Here is a 15,702-nt window from a genome sequence, read left to right as displayed (position 1 = left end):
TTAATTAAAAGAAATTTTAGCTATAGTAGTCTAACAGCATGGTGTTTGAACTTCTCTACTTCCATACTGATTTCCAATCGGCCAGATAAGGACGATGGCGAGCTTTATTTTTATAAAATGGCATAAGCCGTAAAGGGTCTTCATATATTGAACCGCTCAGTCCTTAGTCTTACATATAGTTCAGTCATTTGATGGACTCCATTTAAGTGAGTTTCGCTTATGATATAGTAAAGGGGTGTGAATATGCGGAAAATACTGATAGTAATAGGTGTAATATTGTTGGGGATGGTAGGTTTTTGGGTGTATGGCTGGATGAAAACAGACCGAGTCTCCGGAGCATTGGCCATTGAAAAGGACGACGCGAAATCACTGGAAGTCGATATCGATTTTGGTGCGGGCGATCTTTTGATTGAGGGCGGTGCAACGAACTGGGTGGACGGTGACATTGATACTAACGTAAAGAAGTGGCTCCCATCCGTTATGTATAAAAATAAAAGAGATATTGGTTATGTTGAGATAGAGCAGAACATGAAAGGACTTTCTGCATTGGGCAATAAAAGAAACAACTGGAACGTTCAACTGACTAATGAAATCCCCGTTAATCTTGATGTCGAAATGGGTGTCTCCGATGCAGAACTGAACTTGTCTGGAATTCAACTCAGTCAGTTGTCAGTCGATGCAGGAGTGGGTGACACGACGATCAATTTGTCTGGTGATTGGCAGGAAAGCTTTGATGCTGAATTTGAACTTGGGGTGGGCGATGCGAAAATTCGTTTACCTCAAGAGACAGGAGTTAAATTGTCTGTTTCCAAGGGAATCGGAAGCGTAGGGACGAAAGGTTTCATTTCTAAGGGCAAAGGTGTCTATGTAAATGAAGCATACGGGAAAACGGATACTACTATTCATCTCAAAGTTGATGTGGGTGTTGGCGGAGTTGAATTCTTGCTTGTAGAATAGATGCCTTTCTCCGAAGTGTGATCGAGTAAAAATAATGCATGATTATGTACCGTGAAAAAGTTAGTATTTTGCAATGATCCTAGCACTTGCACTACGCTTTTCAAGTATTAGAAACACATAAAACGATAAGCTGTAATAACAAGAAACACCATAGCAGCTGTATAGGCTATGGTGTTTCTATGTCTTATGTTTTCCTCCTAGATCACTTTGAATGGAGCAAACTTCGCAAACGTCAACTGTTCTTTCGTACCAGACTATTTTGTGAGTGTATAGAGGTTGGAGAAAAACAGAGCCGGAACTGTGGCAATAATAAAAGGAGGGACAGGCAGTGAAGATTCATTTAGTGGCTAAGGATCATTTAGAAGCAGAAGGAATTCGTTGGCTTGTTGAATCTCAAATGACCGGAATGGAACTATACAGATGGGATTCCATCGAAGAGTTTGTGAAAGAGGGTATAGACGAGTTTCCTGATTTGCTTTTATTGGATATGGACACATGGGTGCAACAAGATGATAGTTTTGGGGAGTTGCTTAGAAAAAGTCATGTGCGCTGGTTGGGTATTTCATCGGAGCGCATTTTTCAAACCGCTTACCGTGGACTTCGTTATCGAGCGGAAGATGTCTTATTCCGTCCCTTTTCACCGGATGACTTAGTGAAACATATTCAACAAATTCGCTATCTGGTAAGAAGTGAAAGACATCGTTATAGTAATGACCTCTATAATGAAGATCAGTCCATGATGATTGACTACTCGGATCTTTTTCTAACGGACAGGATGACAACCCAACCAATTACGATGATTGCCATATCAACACCTGATTTAAATAGCTTACCGCGTTTATACGATGAGTTGCATCAATTTCCATTCACAGTGGAACAACAATTATTTGCGCTGGCGGATTGTGTGTTATGTGTGCAGTATGAGGGAGAAAAGAAGTTGTTCCATGAAGAGTACCATGCATTTCTTGCTTGGTGGAAAGGTGACAAGGGAGAGTCACTTGCAATTGTCATCAATGACCCACCGTCGTTTCAAACGCTAAAAGAAACGTATGCACAGACAAAGCAATTAAAAGAAAAAGTATTCTTTGATGGTTATGATATCATTCTATCAAATAGTCAATATACAGACTGGTCTGATCTGGATCCGTTCCTTACGCCATTGGAGCAAAGGCAATGGATTGAAATGCTTGAAAAACGGGACGCAAAAGAAATACGGAAATGGCTGGAGCAAGAGTTTTTCACGTATGGAGAACCCTATCCAGACCCTGAAATGGTTCGCATCCGCCTGACTAGTGTACTGGCACAAGTACGCCGATATATGAAGTCATATAATATTCAAACGATGGAGTGGGAAGATTGTTATCATGCAGTATTTCAACAGATTATCAAGAAACCTGTTATACATGAGATCGTGCAGGAGTTGCTTGCCTTTATTACTAGGCTTCTTTCATATGGAGATGGAGATGTGCACTTGCAAACAGAAGAACGTTCCCTTGTAGAAAGAGTAAAGACGTTGATGGAATCGAATTATTGGAACTCGCAGTGGAATTTATCGGATTGTGCGGATACACTTAGGCTGAATAAAAGTACTCTCAGCCGGCGATTCTCCGCTGAATCCGGACAGTTTTTTAGAGACGCACTACATCAGGTAAGGGTTCGCGAAGCCAAACGTTTATTGAAGGAAACGAATTTGTCGTTGGAAGAAATATCGGGATTGACAGGTTACTCCAACCAAAGCTATTTCACTATGAAATTTAAACAACTTGAAGGCAGGACTCCTTCTTCTTTTCAATCGAATGTATGAAAGAACTGTACATATGTATGGTTCTTTTTTTAGTCAAGATTCGACATATTAATTGATATATAAAGATAAAATGAAATATATTATAAAATTTGAAGACGATAAAAATTGAAATAGTGCACAGATTATAAAATTATCAATAATTAGTAAATAATAAACAGAATCTTTTATGTATACTAAAAGTATAGAAAAAAAGGAGGTTGTTTATTCATGAAAACAATTGCTGACGAAAAGGTAATTCGATATAGAGGGTCTGAGTTAAATACGAAAGGGTGGCTTCAAGAAGCTGCACTTCGAATGTTGATGAATAACTTGGATCCAGAAGTGGCTGAACACCCGGAGAATCTTGTAGTCTATGGTGGAATCGGAAAAGCGGCTCGTAACTGGGAAAGTTTTGACGCGATTGTAAAATCGCTAAAAGAGCTTGAAAACGATGAAACATTACTTGTCCAGTCGGGTAAACCCGTTGCCATATTTAAATCACATGCGGATGCGCCGCGTGTTCTAATAGCAAATTCAAATATTGTCCCGGCATATGCCAATTGGGATACTTTCCATGAACTCGATAAAAAAGGCCTCATGATGTACGGTCAGATGACTGCTGGAAGTTGGATCTATATCGGTTCACAAGGAATCGTACAAGGAACATATGAAACATTCGTAGAACTTGGCAAAAAGCATTATAATAGCAATTTGCAAGGAACGATTACCGTAACAGCAGGCCTTGGCGGAATGGGTGGAGCGCAACCGCTTGCAGTGACTATGGCTGGTGGCGTATGTATCGCAATTGAAGTGGATGAGACGCGTATCGACCGTCGAATCGAAACACGCTACACAGATTTGAAAACGGATTCATTAGATGAAGCGATCCGTCTTGCAGAAGAAGCGAAAAAAGATGGAAAAGCATTATCGATCGGATTGTTAGGTAACGCATCTGACATTTTACCGGAAATGATTGCACGTAACTTCATTCCGGATATACTGACTGACCAAACATCAGCACATGATCCGTTGAATGGATATGTCCCGTCTGGCATGTCTATGGTAGACGCTGATTTGCTTCGTTCAAGCGATCCGGAAAAATATGTACAATTATCCAAAGCATCTATGGCGAAACATGTGCAAGCAATGCTTGACTTGATGAATAAAGGTTCTATCACATTTGATTATGGAAACAATATTCGTCAAGTGGCAAAAGACGAAGGTATCGGAAATGCATTTGATTTCCCAGGATTTGTTCCTGCATATATCCGTCCCCAATTTTGTGAAGGAAAAGGCCCATTCCGTTGGGTAGCATTATCGGGAGATCCGGAAGACATTTATAAATTGGATGAAGTGATTTTGAAAGAATTTAGCTATAACGAACATTTATGTAACTGGATTCGCATGGCGAAAGAAAAAATTGAATTCCAAGGATTGCCTGCCCGCATTTGCTGGTTCGGTTACGGTGAACGTGCGCGTTTCGGAAAAATCATTAATGACATGGTAGCAAGTGGCGAGTTAAGCGCTCCAATCGTCATTGGCCGTGATCACTTGGATTCAGGTTCGGTTGCTTCACCAAACCGTGAAACGGAAGCGATGAAAGACGGATCGGACGTTGTGGCGGATTGGCCTATTTTAAATGCGATGATCAACGCGGTCGGTGGGGCAACGTGGGTATCGCTACATCACGGTGGTGGAGTCGGAATGGGTTATTCTGTTCACTCGGGAATTGTCATTGTTGCAGATGGAACAGATGAAGCGGCTGCTCGTATCGAGCGTGTGTTAACTACGGATCCTGGTATGGGAATCGTACGTCATGTGGATGCAGGATATGAAATTGCTGAAAAGACAGCATTAGAAAAAGGCGTTAATATTCCAATGCTGAAAAAAGGAAATGATATAAAATGAAAAATATAGTTTGGATTAAATACGCTTCCCAGTTGGCCACGTTGGCCTCGGGGAAGCATGGTCCACGCGCGAAAAAAGATATGTCGGATCTTGGGATTATTGAAGACGGTAGTGTATGGATTGAAGACGGCATCATTCAAGCTGTAGGAACAACAAAAGAGCTTGAAGGTACGTATGGTGAAAGAGCGCAAGATGCAGTAATTGTAGACGCGTCTGGAAAGCTAGTGACTCCAGGTTTAGTGGACCCTCATACACATGTGGTGTATGGAGGGAGTCGGGAGCACGAATTTGAAATGCGTCTGCAAGGCGCCACCTACATGGACATTATGAATGCCGGTGGCGGTATTCATGCAACGACTCGAATGACAAGAGAAGCTTCAGAGGAAGAGTTGATCGAGCAAACAACGCGCCGACTTGACTCGTTTCTAGCTCATGGAGTAACTACAGTAGAAGGAAAAAGTGGTTATGGAATGAATCTAGAAACGGAATTAAAACAACTTCGTGTGATGAAAAAACTTCAAGAAACCCATCCGATTGACTTAGTTCCGACATTCATGGGGGCGCACGCTGTTCCTCTTGATTATAAAGGCCGAGAAGATGAGTTCATTGATTATTTAATCGAAACAGTATTACCGATAGTGGTAGAAGAAGAACTAGCAGTATTCAATGATGTATTCTGTGAAAAAGGTGTATTCACACCGGAGCAATCCGAGAGAATGCTGGAGGCCGGAAAGAAAGTGGGCTTGATTCCGAAAATCCACGCAGATGAGATTGAGTCCTATGGCGGTGCAGAACTTGCAGCTAAAGTAGGTGCCATTTCAGCTGAGCACTTGTTAAAAGCATCTGAAGAAGGTATACAAGCAATGGCAAAATCGGGTACAATTGCTTGTCTTCTGCCGGCGACAGCACTTTATTTACGTGAAGAAGCCGCTGCTGGAAGACGAATGATCGACGAAGGAGTGCCTGTGGCCATCTCGACGGACTGTAACCCGGGGTCTTCCCCCACGACATCGATGCCACTCGTGATGAACTTAGCTTGCATCTCCATGCGTTTAACACCAGCAGAAGCTTTGACAGCTGCGACATATAACGCAGCCTGCGCGATTAAGAGCGAGGACAAAGTAGGTTCATTAGAAGTAGGTAAGCAAGGTGATGTGGTAGTATGGGACGCAAAAAATTATCAAGAACTCCAATACTTATTCGGCGTTAACCACGTCCAGTCGGTTTGGAAAAAAGGCGTGCAGGTCGTTGGTAACGCATCAAACTAAAGCGATACGAGTAGTAAGTAAAGGATTCGTAAAAATTATGTACGCAATATAACAAACTCGGACTACACATTTGACTGAGTGCCTGAGTATTCACTCAGGCACTTGAAAGTTTCACATAGTACTAAAAATGGTGTGAGGATTCAGTGAATAGATCCTATTATTTGTAAGCGTATTCAAGTTCTGTCATATAGATTTTTTTATTGTGACGTTACTTGAGCAACGGAATTGAAGGGAGAGAAAAAAGATGGTCGTATTAAATGGACAAACGCTTAATTTTACAGAGGTGCATAGCGTACTTTACGATGGTGACCACGTAAAATACTCAGAAGAAAGCATGAAAAAGGTTCAAGAAAGCCGAAAAGCAGTAGAAAGAATCGTAGATGAAGAAAGAATTGTATATGGTATTACAACAGGGTTCGGTAAATTCAGTGATGTGCTTATAGATAAAGACCATGTAGAATCACTGCAGTTAAATTTAATCCGTTCCCATGCATGTGGTGTCGGGGAAGCATTTCCGGAAATCGTTTCACGGGCGATGATTCTTCTTCGTGCCAACGCGTTATTGAAAGGTTTTTCAGGAGTGCGTCCAGTCGTAATTGAGAGATTGCTCGATTTAGTAAATGCGCATATTCATCCCGTCATTCCACAGCAAGGATCTCTTGGTGCAAGTGGTGACTTGGCTCCGCTATCGCACTTGGCGCTAGTTTTAATCGGAGAAGGAGAAGTGTTTTATAAAGGGGAAAGAATGCCTGCGAAGGAAGCTTTAACGAAAGAGGGAATTACGCCGATTGTATTAACGGCAAAAGAAGGTCTAGCTCTTATTAACGGCACGCAGGCAATGACTGCAATGGGAGTCGTTGCGTATTTGGAAGCTGAAAAATTGGCCCATCAGACAGAACGCATTGCTTCCATGACAATTGAAGGTTTACGCGGAATCATTGATGCGTTTGACGAAGATATCCACCTTGCACGTGGTTACAAAGAGCAGGTCGAAGTAGCAGAACGAATTCGGAATATTTTAGTTGACAGTGAGTTAACGACAAAGCAAGGAGAAATACGTGTGCAAGATGCGTATTCGATCAGATGTATTCCTCAAGTTCATGGCGCAACGTGGCAGACTATGAATTATGTAAAAGAGAAATTGCTGATTGAGATGAATGCGGCTACAGATAATCCGCTCATTTTTGATAATGGTGAAAAAGTATTATCAGGTGGAAACTTCCATGGACAGCCAATTGCTTTTGCTATGGATTTCTTGGCAATTGCAATAGCAGAATTGGCAAATATCTCAGAACGTCGAATTGAGCGCTTAGTAAATCCTCAATTAAATGATTTGCCACCATTTTTAAGTCCTGAGCCAGGGTTACAATCTGGTGCCATGATTATGCAATATGTTGCGGCATCCCTTGTTTCTGAGAATAAAACATTTGCCCATCCAGCAAGCGTCGATTCCATTCCTTCATCAGCGAATCAAGAAGACCATGTTAGTATGGGCACAATTGGATCTCGTCATGCATATGAAGTAATTAAAAATACACGTCGTGTGCTGGCAATAGAAGCAATTTGTAGTATGCAGGCAGCCGAGATTCGTGGAAAAGAAAAGATGTCCACATCCACAAGAGAGTTTCTAGAAAACGGAAGAAGTATCGTGTCATATATTGAAGAAGACCGCGTATTTTCGAAAGATATTGAAGCAATGAGTGAATGGTTGAAAAATAGCGATTTTCATTTCGATGCATACACAAACAAATAAATAGAATGTAAGATGGAATTTGTTACAATGGTTGAATCTATTTTCATCAGTACTAGTGGAATTAAGAGGGAGAGTTACCTTCCTCTCCGCCCGTGAATAACTGAATATTTGAATTTTCATTTTAGTTTAAAAAGAAGAGGTGAATCTATGTTTAGTACGGTAGTGATTTCAGTTATCGTCATGTCTGTGTTGAGTCTTCTGCGGGTTAACGTAATGTTTGCCATTATTATCGCGGCGGGTGTGGCTGGGTTAATGGAAGGTCTGTCACTGACGGAAGCAACAACAATGCTCGTCTCTGGAATGGGTGGACAAGCAAACACCGCATTAAGTTATATTTTGCTCGGAATGTTCGCCGTTATGATTAGTTTTTCAGGAATTACAGGCTTTCTCGTCAAGAGATTGATGAAAGTTTTAAGAGGGAAACGGTCAATTTTATTGCTAACCATTGCAGGAGTTGCTTGTTTCTCACAAAACGTGGTTCCTATCCACATAGCATTTATTCCGATTTTAATTCCACCTTTGCTTCATTTATTTGATAAGATGAAGATTGACCGTCGAGGTGTCGCTTGTGCGTTGACATTTGGATTAAAAGCGCCTTACATTATGATTCCGGCTGGGTTTGGATTAATATTCCACGGAATCATTGCAGAAGAAATGAAAGCAAGTGGTATGGAGATCCCTCTTTTATCAGTCACTTATTCCATGCTAATACCTGGAATGGGCATGATTATAGGTTTACTGATTGCCGTTTTCATCTCATACCGCAAGCCAAGAGAACTTCCGCATAGCGACATGGGAGTTATTGTTGCGGAAGAAATACCTGAAGAAGTCGAACTGAAATTCAACTTACGTCACGTCCTCACTATTGGAGCCATTATCGGCGCATTGATCGTGCAACTAGCTACGGGTTCACTTGTACTAGGAGCTCTTACAGGTATTGCGTTAATGTATATATTCACAGTCGTTCCCTTTAATGAAGGAGAAAGAGTTGTTAATGAAGGGATTAGCATGATGGGTATGATTGCATTTGTTATGTTAATTGCTTCCGGTTATGCAACTATTTTAAAAGAGACAGGTGCTGTCAATGATTTAGTAGAATCAGCTACAGCAATTTTAGGTGACAACAAACTGATTATTGCATCCGTCATGTTATTGATCGGATTATTAATTACAATGGGTATCGGTTCATCATTTGGGACCATTCCAATTATTGCAGCTTTGTTCGTGCCAATCTGTATAGCAGTTGGTTTCTCACCAATGGCAACGGCTTCCTTAATTGGGACTGCAGGCGCGCTTGGTGATGCAGGGTCACCGGCATCTGATAGTACGCTAGGGCCGACAGCTGGGTTAAATGCGGACGGAAAGCACCATCATATTTGGGATACGTGTGTACCAACATTTTTACATTATAATATCCCGCTTCTCATCTTTGGTGTCGTTGCGGCCATGGTACTATAAACAAATCATGCAAACATTACGTGATGCGGTGTGTTTTCAACACACCGCATCACGTATTTCGAAGTAATCAACGAGTGGAAAGGGAGGAGAAATAAAGATGAAATTGGATTTTGTAAAGGCCAGCCCTTCAAAAAACACTACCGTTTTTATAACGAACTATGTATCACCTGCACATTATGCGAAGATCGCCAGTAAAATTATGGACGATGAACATCTGCATGCAGAACAAGCGGGTTTTTTAGTGCAACCACAAACTGAAGATGCTGTACTAAGGTTGGAAATGTCGGGTGGAGAATTTTGCGGTAATGCTTTGTTAAGTGCTGCTGCATACTGTTCATATAAAGGGCTCACTAAAGATCGGACATTTTTGTTAGAGACATCAGGTTCGGATTTTCCGCTTGAGTGCGAAGTGGATGTAAAGTCACCCACTCATTTTGTCGCCAGAGCTGAAATGCCGCCACCATTATCAACGAATGAGATAGTAATTGATTTGAATGGCCGGAGTATTACAGGAAATGTCGTGAAATTGGATGGAATCACTCATTTCATAACGGACTATTGGCCAACTGAAGATCAGTTTAATCAATTGATTGAAGCAGTCACCGATAAGATTGAAGATAAAGCAATCGGGATTATACCTTACAAGCAGTTGAAAGAAGGCGAGTATGAAATATGGCCTTTTGTTTATGTAACGGAAACCGGGAGCAGATTTTTCGAGCAGGCTTGCGGTTCAGGATCTCTAGCCTTGGGTGTTCATTTATCAAAGGGAAGTCAAAATCAGACTTTGCAAATTCACCAGCCAGGCGGGATTGTATATGTAGAAACAGGCGGTAAAAACTATATTTCTACAGATGTACGTTTTACATCTGAAGGATTTGTGTATTTAGATATGTAAACCAATATATATGTAAGAGCATCAACTTCAAAATGGAGGTTGGTGCTTTTATATTTCTTAAATATGTGTAGGTAAAATGCTTTCTGAATGGATTGCATAATCCAAACCACTTGTCCCACAAGTGGTCGAAGGCGAAAAAAACGGAATTGAGTTAGCTGTAGAAAAAGGCAGTAGTGGTATAGAAGGGAAGGGCTTTATATCCTGCTGACAAACACTCTACCGTCAGGGGGATTTTACCACTAGATTTATGAATGGTACTATTTGCTTATACAATATCTTCCTATTCGTTATATATTTAATATAGCTGTAACATCTAGTAAAAGGCTATTTCAAATAATTTGTCGAATGACATAGTAAGATGTTATCTATCGATACATTGGATAGGATAGGAGGTATGAATAGTGAAAGATCAAACAAGATATCTTCGTCTAGCGAATATAACAAAGTTAATAAATACAAAGCTAGAGTTACGAGAAGTGTTAAATCACGTGATCACCGCTATATCAGAGGAGATTGTTCAATGTGACTCGGTCGGAATTTACTTGCCGCAACAAGATGGATCATTCAGGGGCTTCGTAGGAAAGCCTGAAGTGATCAATGGCATGACACTCGATATGCATACAATTGATACCGACTTCGATTTACTGGCGAAAGAAGTAATTGAAACAAGAAGAACAATCTATATACCGGATACATCTAAAGACTTTCGACCTGATCAAAGGGCAGTTGAAGGATTTAAGATAAAATCTCTCTTGGTTTTGCCTATTACTGGTGAAATGGAATTATTCGGACTCGTTTTCTTGTTCGATTATGGAATACCGATGAATTTAACAGAACTTGAAATTCAAACCGTCCAGTCCTACGTCAATATGGCAGCTGTTGCAATTCAAAATGCCAAGCTGCTGACAAGTAAAGAAGAATTGATTCAGGAAAAGCAATTGTTATTGGATATAACACGGGATTTATCACTGTGTTCTACGATGCAGGAAGCCTTGGATACTTGTTTTCTTTATATAGAAAGAGTGCTTGGAAACAATGACATAGGTGTACATCTAATCGATCCGTTGGTGCATATGAAGATTAAGCCTACAACAATTAATCATACTAGTGATTGGTCGCCAGAAGCATGGGTTAAATCTCATGACGAGATAAAATTTGATGATGAAAATGATAAAGTGTTTCAGGAAGTAATTGCATCTAGAAAAGCGGAATTCATTCCTGATGTCTTTGCGGACGATCGAGTGAACCATGAAGTATGTCGATACTTTGGTATTCAATCGATGTTTATTCTTCCTCTTGTATCTATGGGGAAAGTATTAGGTTTAGTAGTCATTGCAGACCTTCAACAAAAAAATCCGAATTACTCCCAGACCAGTCAACAACTGACGCAATCTATTGTCGATACAACGGCTTCCACTTTATTGAACTTATTGAATATGGAAAAACAAGAGTTGATCATAGAACAACGTACTGCGGAGATAACGGAAAAAAACAATGAACTTGAATCAGCGATGAAAGAATTACAGCGTCTTAGCCGGGAGAAAGAACTGATTCTCCATTCGGCAGGTGAAGGGATATTCGGATTAGATTTACAAGGTGTCATTACGTTTTGTAATCCAGCGGCAGCCATGATGCTAGGTTATAAGATTAAAAATGAGTTAATAGGCAAACCTGTCAGTATTATTTACAATGAAAACAATACAAATAAAGAGGATGTTACATTCTTTAGACAAGATCAGTCCAGTTTTCCTGTAGAATATGTTAGATCTTCCATCAAAGAAAGGGATAGAGTCGTTGGGGATGTCGTTACATTTAAAGATATCTCCGAAAGAAAGAAGATGGAGAAAGAAATCAGGTACCATGCGTATTATGATAGCTTGACCAATCTTCCCAACCGAGTGCTTTTAAAAGATCGCATGGAACAAGGATTGAGCTTTGCCCGTATTCATGAAGAAAAAGCAGCGGTACTGTTCATGGACTTGGATCGTTTTAAATCAGTCAATGACTTATTAGGGCATAGCTATGGTGATATTTTATTGGCACATGTAGCAAAACGTATATGTGCATGTCTTCCTGAGGGTGCCACGGCTTCGCGTCAAGGCGGTGATGAATTCATTATCTACTTGCCTTCTATTCGATCTGAAGCAGAAGTTGTTGAAGTAGCGGAAAAGATTGTGGATCAATTCAACAAGCCGTTCAATCTAAAAGGACATGAAATGCATATTCATAGCAGTATGGGAATTAGTGTATTTCCCCAAGATGGACAGACAGTGGAGTTATTGATTAAAAATGCTGATATCGCCATGTATCAATCCAAAACCGTATCCGGCAGCAGCTATCATTTTTATCAAGTAGCGATGGATATCAGAACGTTTGAAAATGTGAAGTTTGAAAATGCGTTATATAAAGCACTCGATCGTGAGGAGTTGGAAATTTATTTTCAACCTCAAATTGATTATAGTACACGTACTGTCATCGGTACTGAAGTGTTATTGAGATGGAATCACTCGACAGAAGGATTAATTACACCGGATAAGTTTATCGCACTGGCGGAAGAGACGGGGCTAATTGTTCCTATCGGAGAGTGGGTTATCAGAAGTGCGTGTAACCAAATGAAGAAGTGGCAAGCCAAAGGATATCCACCGATAGTAGTATCCGTAAATCTATCGGCTCGCCAGTTTGAACAAAATAATTTATTCCAAACAGTAAAAGATATAGTAGACGAAGAAGGAGTATCACCAGAGCTTTTATGTCTTGAAATTACAGAGAACCAAATTATTAAAAATACAGAGTTGACTATCCAGACGATGAAAGAGTTACAGGCGATCGGAATCAAGATGTCTATTGATGACTTTGGTACAGGCTATTCCTCCTTGGGCTATTTAAAAAACTTGCCGATCAATGCCTTGAAAATAGATAAATCATTTATTCAGGAATTGGAAAGCAATAACGACAATTCCGCCATTGCGAATACGATTATCACGTTAGCAAAAAATCTGGGATTGGATGTGGTTGCTGAAGGTGTCGAAACACTAGAACAAGCGGAATTTTTAGCCTCAAGAGAATGTTACATCATGCAAGGGTATTACTTCAATATGCCGTTGAAAGCAAGTGAATTCGAAAGCACATATCTAGCTACTAGAGGAGGGGTTTTATGAAAGCTGTTCGAGGAGTATTGGAATATTTAATGGCTAGCGGAGTACAACATGTTTTTGGTATCCCAGCAGGTTCTGTCAATGCGTTTTTTGATGAGTTGTATGAAATACCTGAACTGACACCGATTGTGACAAAACATGAAGGTGCGGCTTCCTATATGGCAGTTGCTTATGCTAAATACACGGCTTCTATGAGTGTGTGTATTGGATGTAGCGGGCCTGGCGGTACCAATCTACTAACAGGTGCCGCAAATGCCATGCGAGAACATGTTCCTGTATTATTTTTGACGGGCGCAGTGCCTGTCGATACTGTCGGTTTAAATGCCTCTCAAGAACTGAATGCTGAACCACTCTTTAAATCAGTGACGAAATATAGTGTAACTGTAACGGATTCTAATGATTTACTTGGCGAAGTGGCAAAGGCCTGTGAAATAGCAATTTCCGGTGTACCGGGGCCAGTCCATATCGCCATGCCAATAGATATTCAGATCAATCCAATTGAGTCTCCCGAAATACCGGCTCCGCCAAAAAGAACGCCGATAGTTCCGGATCAAAACATTATACAGTCTGTTGCAAGAGAGCTTGCCAGTAAACAGGATGGATATATTTTTGTAGGACAAGGTATTAGAAACTCAGTCGATCCGTTACTTAAGTTAGCGGAGATGCTCGAGTGGCCAATTATTACAACACCGCAGGCAAAAGGTTATATTGTAGATGACCATCCACTTCACGCTGGAGTCTTCGGCTTTGCCGGTCATGATAGCGCTTCTTCATTGATCAATGGGAGTAATGGTGAAGCTTTACTGGTGGTAGGCTCCAGTTTAGGCGAGACGGCTACGAATAATTGGAACGTCAATCTCACTAAAGATCGGTACACTATTCAACTGGATTACGATTCTTCCGTTTTTAATCGTAAATATGAAGTGGATGCTGCTGTTTTGGGAGATATAGATTTAAGCTTGACCGCGTTACTAGATGAATTAAAAACATTGAACTTGCCGACAAAAGATCAAGCATTTACGAAGCAAGAAATAGGGAGAGCGGATAGTGAAGAGTACAATACGAAAAATGTATTGATGCGCCTGCAAAAATACGCTCCTCGAAATACTAGATATACCATCGATATAGGTGAGTTCATGGCATATATCATTCATGATATGAACGTGCTGGAGTCCGATACATTTGATATTAATGTACATTTTGGGGCAATGGGGAGCGGTATAGGTTCTGCAATTGGTTCGAAGCTTGCTGAACCTGAACGTCCAGTAGTTTGCGTCACGGGTGACGGTTGTTTCTTCATGCATGGTATGGAGATCCTCACCGCCAAAGAACATAGGTTGCCGATTGTATTTGTTGTGATGAATAATGCACGTTTAGGAATGGTCTATCATGGACATTCGTTGCAATATAAGCGGTCCCATCCATCGTTTGAACAAGAACCGGTGAATATTGCAGCTATGGCTGCGGCTATGAACATACCGAGTAAACGAATTGAAAAAATGGAGGATCTAACCCAAGAAGTAATAGATGAGCTGATGAACGTGAACGGGCCATCCGTTCTCGAAATTTACTTGATTGATAATACAATACCACCAATGGGAGATCGCGTGAAGTTTCTATCTTCCTTTGGAAAGTAAATAACCCGACGAAGAGGCTATATCAGTCTCTTCTCGGGCTTTTTGTATTCATCAGATAGTTTTGTATAATACATCTGTAAGTTCTATAATCGCATCTATTGTCTTTCCTTTAAATGCATTAGAAACTGTAAGTCCTGAAGGATTTGAATAATAATACGCATCTACTTGCGCGTTATAACTATACCCCAAGCTAGCCAAAGATTGTTGTAATTCAATCGGTATATTTTTGGATCCAGTACAGGTCGTAAAGTAGTCTGTGCAGTAGATTTTTACGTCTACATCCATTGATCCGGTATGAATAACAAATAAATCTAGATCATCTCTCACGAGCCACTGTCCTTTTGAATACAAAGAAATTCTAGTTTTCCCCAACCCGTCAATTCCAACTAAATTCATACCGAAATAATGGTTAATCATAGTGCGGACTTCGTCACCTGTTACGTGATGATTGTGATGAGCTAAATATAAATCCAAAATGACTTGTGAAGGGAGACTGCTGCAAGTCTCCAAATCCGTTAATGGAGGAATCTCGAAAGTACCGATTTTCTCTGTAGTCAGCACAGGAACTCGTTCTAAGTGGAACTTGAAAGCTTGTGCAATTGCTTCATAAATGACTGGACTAGTTACTTGATCTTTATATTGATCGATATACATATCCATTACATCAATCTTGGCTAACTTGCTGATGTAATCAAGTAATTCTGTTTCCGAAATACGTGTATCTAATTGATGTGAACTTTTCACTATGTTCTGAACTTCATAGGAATACGTTAGCGGGTCCATATTCATGTGATGCCTCCTCATTGTAGAACCTCTGTATAATTATTAGATAATTATACAACAAAGAAATATGCATAGTACTAAGTTATTTGAAAAGTATCTATTTAT

10 protein-coding genes are annotated in these 15,702 nt (G+C 40.4%); 9 read left to right on the top strand and 1 reads right to left on the bottom strand.

Going from position 1 to position 15,702, the window contains the following annotated elements; genetic code table 11:
* Positions 1–243 precede the first annotated feature (243 nt).
* The 9 genes from CSV70_RS08475 to CSV70_RS08435 all read left to right on the top strand — a co-directional run bounded on the left by CSV70_RS08475 (position 244) and on the right by CSV70_RS08435 (position 14,814).
* Positions 244–957, top strand: coding sequence for a toast rack family protein (locus tag CSV70_RS08475; RefSeq protein ID WP_233191781.1), 714 nt, complete (start codon positions 244–246; stop codon positions 955–957).
* A gap of 328 nt (positions 958–1,285) precedes the next feature.
* Positions 1,286–2,761, top strand: coding sequence for a helix-turn-helix domain-containing protein (locus tag CSV70_RS08470; RefSeq protein WP_085131867.1), 1,476 nt, complete (start codon positions 1,286–1,288; stop codon positions 2,759–2,761).
* Positions 2,762–2,968: 207 nt separating this feature from the next.
* Positions 2,969–4,648: a urocanate hydratase gene (hutU, locus tag CSV70_RS08465; RefSeq protein WP_085131866.1), complete on the top strand. Its 1,680-nt coding sequence runs from the start codon at positions 2,969–2,971 to the stop codon at positions 4,646–4,648.
* Positions 4,645–5,916, top strand: a complete 1,272-nt coding sequence (gene hutI / locus CSV70_RS08460) for an imidazolonepropionase (protein WP_099628834.1) — start codon at positions 4,645–4,647, stop codon at positions 5,914–5,916. The genes hutU and hutI overlap by 4 nt, the downstream gene beginning before the upstream one ends.
* 244 nt (positions 5,917–6,160) lie before the next feature.
* Positions 6,161–7,669: a histidine ammonia-lyase gene (gene hutH, locus CSV70_RS08455; RefSeq protein ID WP_099628833.1), complete on the top strand. Its 1,509-nt coding sequence runs from the start codon at positions 6,161–6,163 to the stop codon at positions 7,667–7,669.
* 147 nt (positions 7,670–7,816) lie between these two features.
* Positions 7,817–9,127, top strand: a complete 1,311-nt coding sequence (locus tag CSV70_RS08450; RefSeq protein WP_085131863.1) for a Na+/H+ antiporter family protein — start codon at positions 7,817–7,819, stop codon at positions 9,125–9,127.
* A 97-nt stretch (positions 9,128–9,224) separates the two neighbouring features.
* The gene (locus CSV70_RS08445; RefSeq protein WP_085131862.1) at positions 9,225–10,022 is read left to right on the top strand and encodes a histidine racemase CntK family protein; all 798 of its coding nucleotides are present in this window, start codon (positions 9,225–9,227) and stop codon (positions 10,020–10,022) included.
* Positions 10,023–10,420: 398 nt separating this feature from the next.
* A complete protein-coding gene (locus tag CSV70_RS08440; protein WP_099627200.1) occupies positions 10,421–13,180 on the top strand; it encodes a bifunctional diguanylate cyclase/phosphodiesterase in 2,760 nt (919 codons plus the stop codon).
* Positions 13,177–14,814, top strand: coding sequence for a thiamine pyrophosphate-binding protein (locus tag CSV70_RS08435; RefSeq protein ID WP_099628832.1), 1,638 nt, complete (start codon positions 13,177–13,179; stop codon positions 14,812–14,814). The genes CSV70_RS08440 and CSV70_RS08435 overlap by 4 nt, the downstream gene beginning before the upstream one ends.
* A 51-nt stretch (positions 14,815–14,865) precedes the next feature.
* On the opposite strand, the gene CSV70_RS08430 is transcribed toward CSV70_RS08435, so the two are convergent.
* Complete coding sequence (locus CSV70_RS08430) at positions 14,866–15,603, bottom strand: hypothetical protein (RefSeq protein WP_099628831.1); 738 nt, start codon at positions 15,601–15,603, stop codon at positions 14,866–14,868.
* Positions 15,604–15,702 lie beyond the last annotated feature (99 nt).

Origin of the sequence: Sporosarcina sp. P25 (assembly GCF_002743235.1) — a bacterium.
GTDB classification, from domain to species: Bacteria; Bacillota; Bacilli; order Bacillales_A; family Planococcaceae; genus Sporosarcina; species Sporosarcina ureae_B.
The sequence above is the reverse complement of the archived record's forward strand: the minus strand, read 5'-3'. Positions and strand labels throughout refer to the sequence as shown.

Coding starts and splice junctions, on each gene's coding strand:
- CSV70_RS08475 (WP_233191781.1), top strand. CDS start 244: ATGCGGAAAATACTGATAGTAATAGGTGTAATATTGTTGGGGATGGTA.
- hutU (WP_085131866.1), top strand. CDS start 2,969: ATGAAAACAATTGCTGACGAAAAGGTAATTCGATATAGAGGGTCTGAG.
- hutI (WP_099628834.1), top strand. CDS start 4,645: ATGAAAAATATAGTTTGGATTAAATACGCTTCCCAGTTGGCCACGTTG.
- hutH (WP_099628833.1), top strand. CDS start 6,161: ATGGTCGTATTAAATGGACAAACGCTTAATTTTACAGAGGTGCATAGC.
- CSV70_RS08450 (WP_085131863.1), top strand. CDS start 7,817: ATGTTTAGTACGGTAGTGATTTCAGTTATCGTCATGTCTGTGTTGAGT.
- CSV70_RS08445 (WP_085131862.1), top strand. CDS start 9,225: ATGAAATTGGATTTTGTAAAGGCCAGCCCTTCAAAAAACACTACCGTT.
- CSV70_RS08435 (WP_099628832.1), top strand. CDS start 13,177: ATGAAAGCTGTTCGAGGAGTATTGGAATATTTAATGGCTAGCGGAGTA.
- CSV70_RS08430 (WP_099628831.1), bottom strand. CDS start 15,603: ATGAATATGGACCCGCTAACGTATTCCTATGAAGTTCAGAACATAGTG.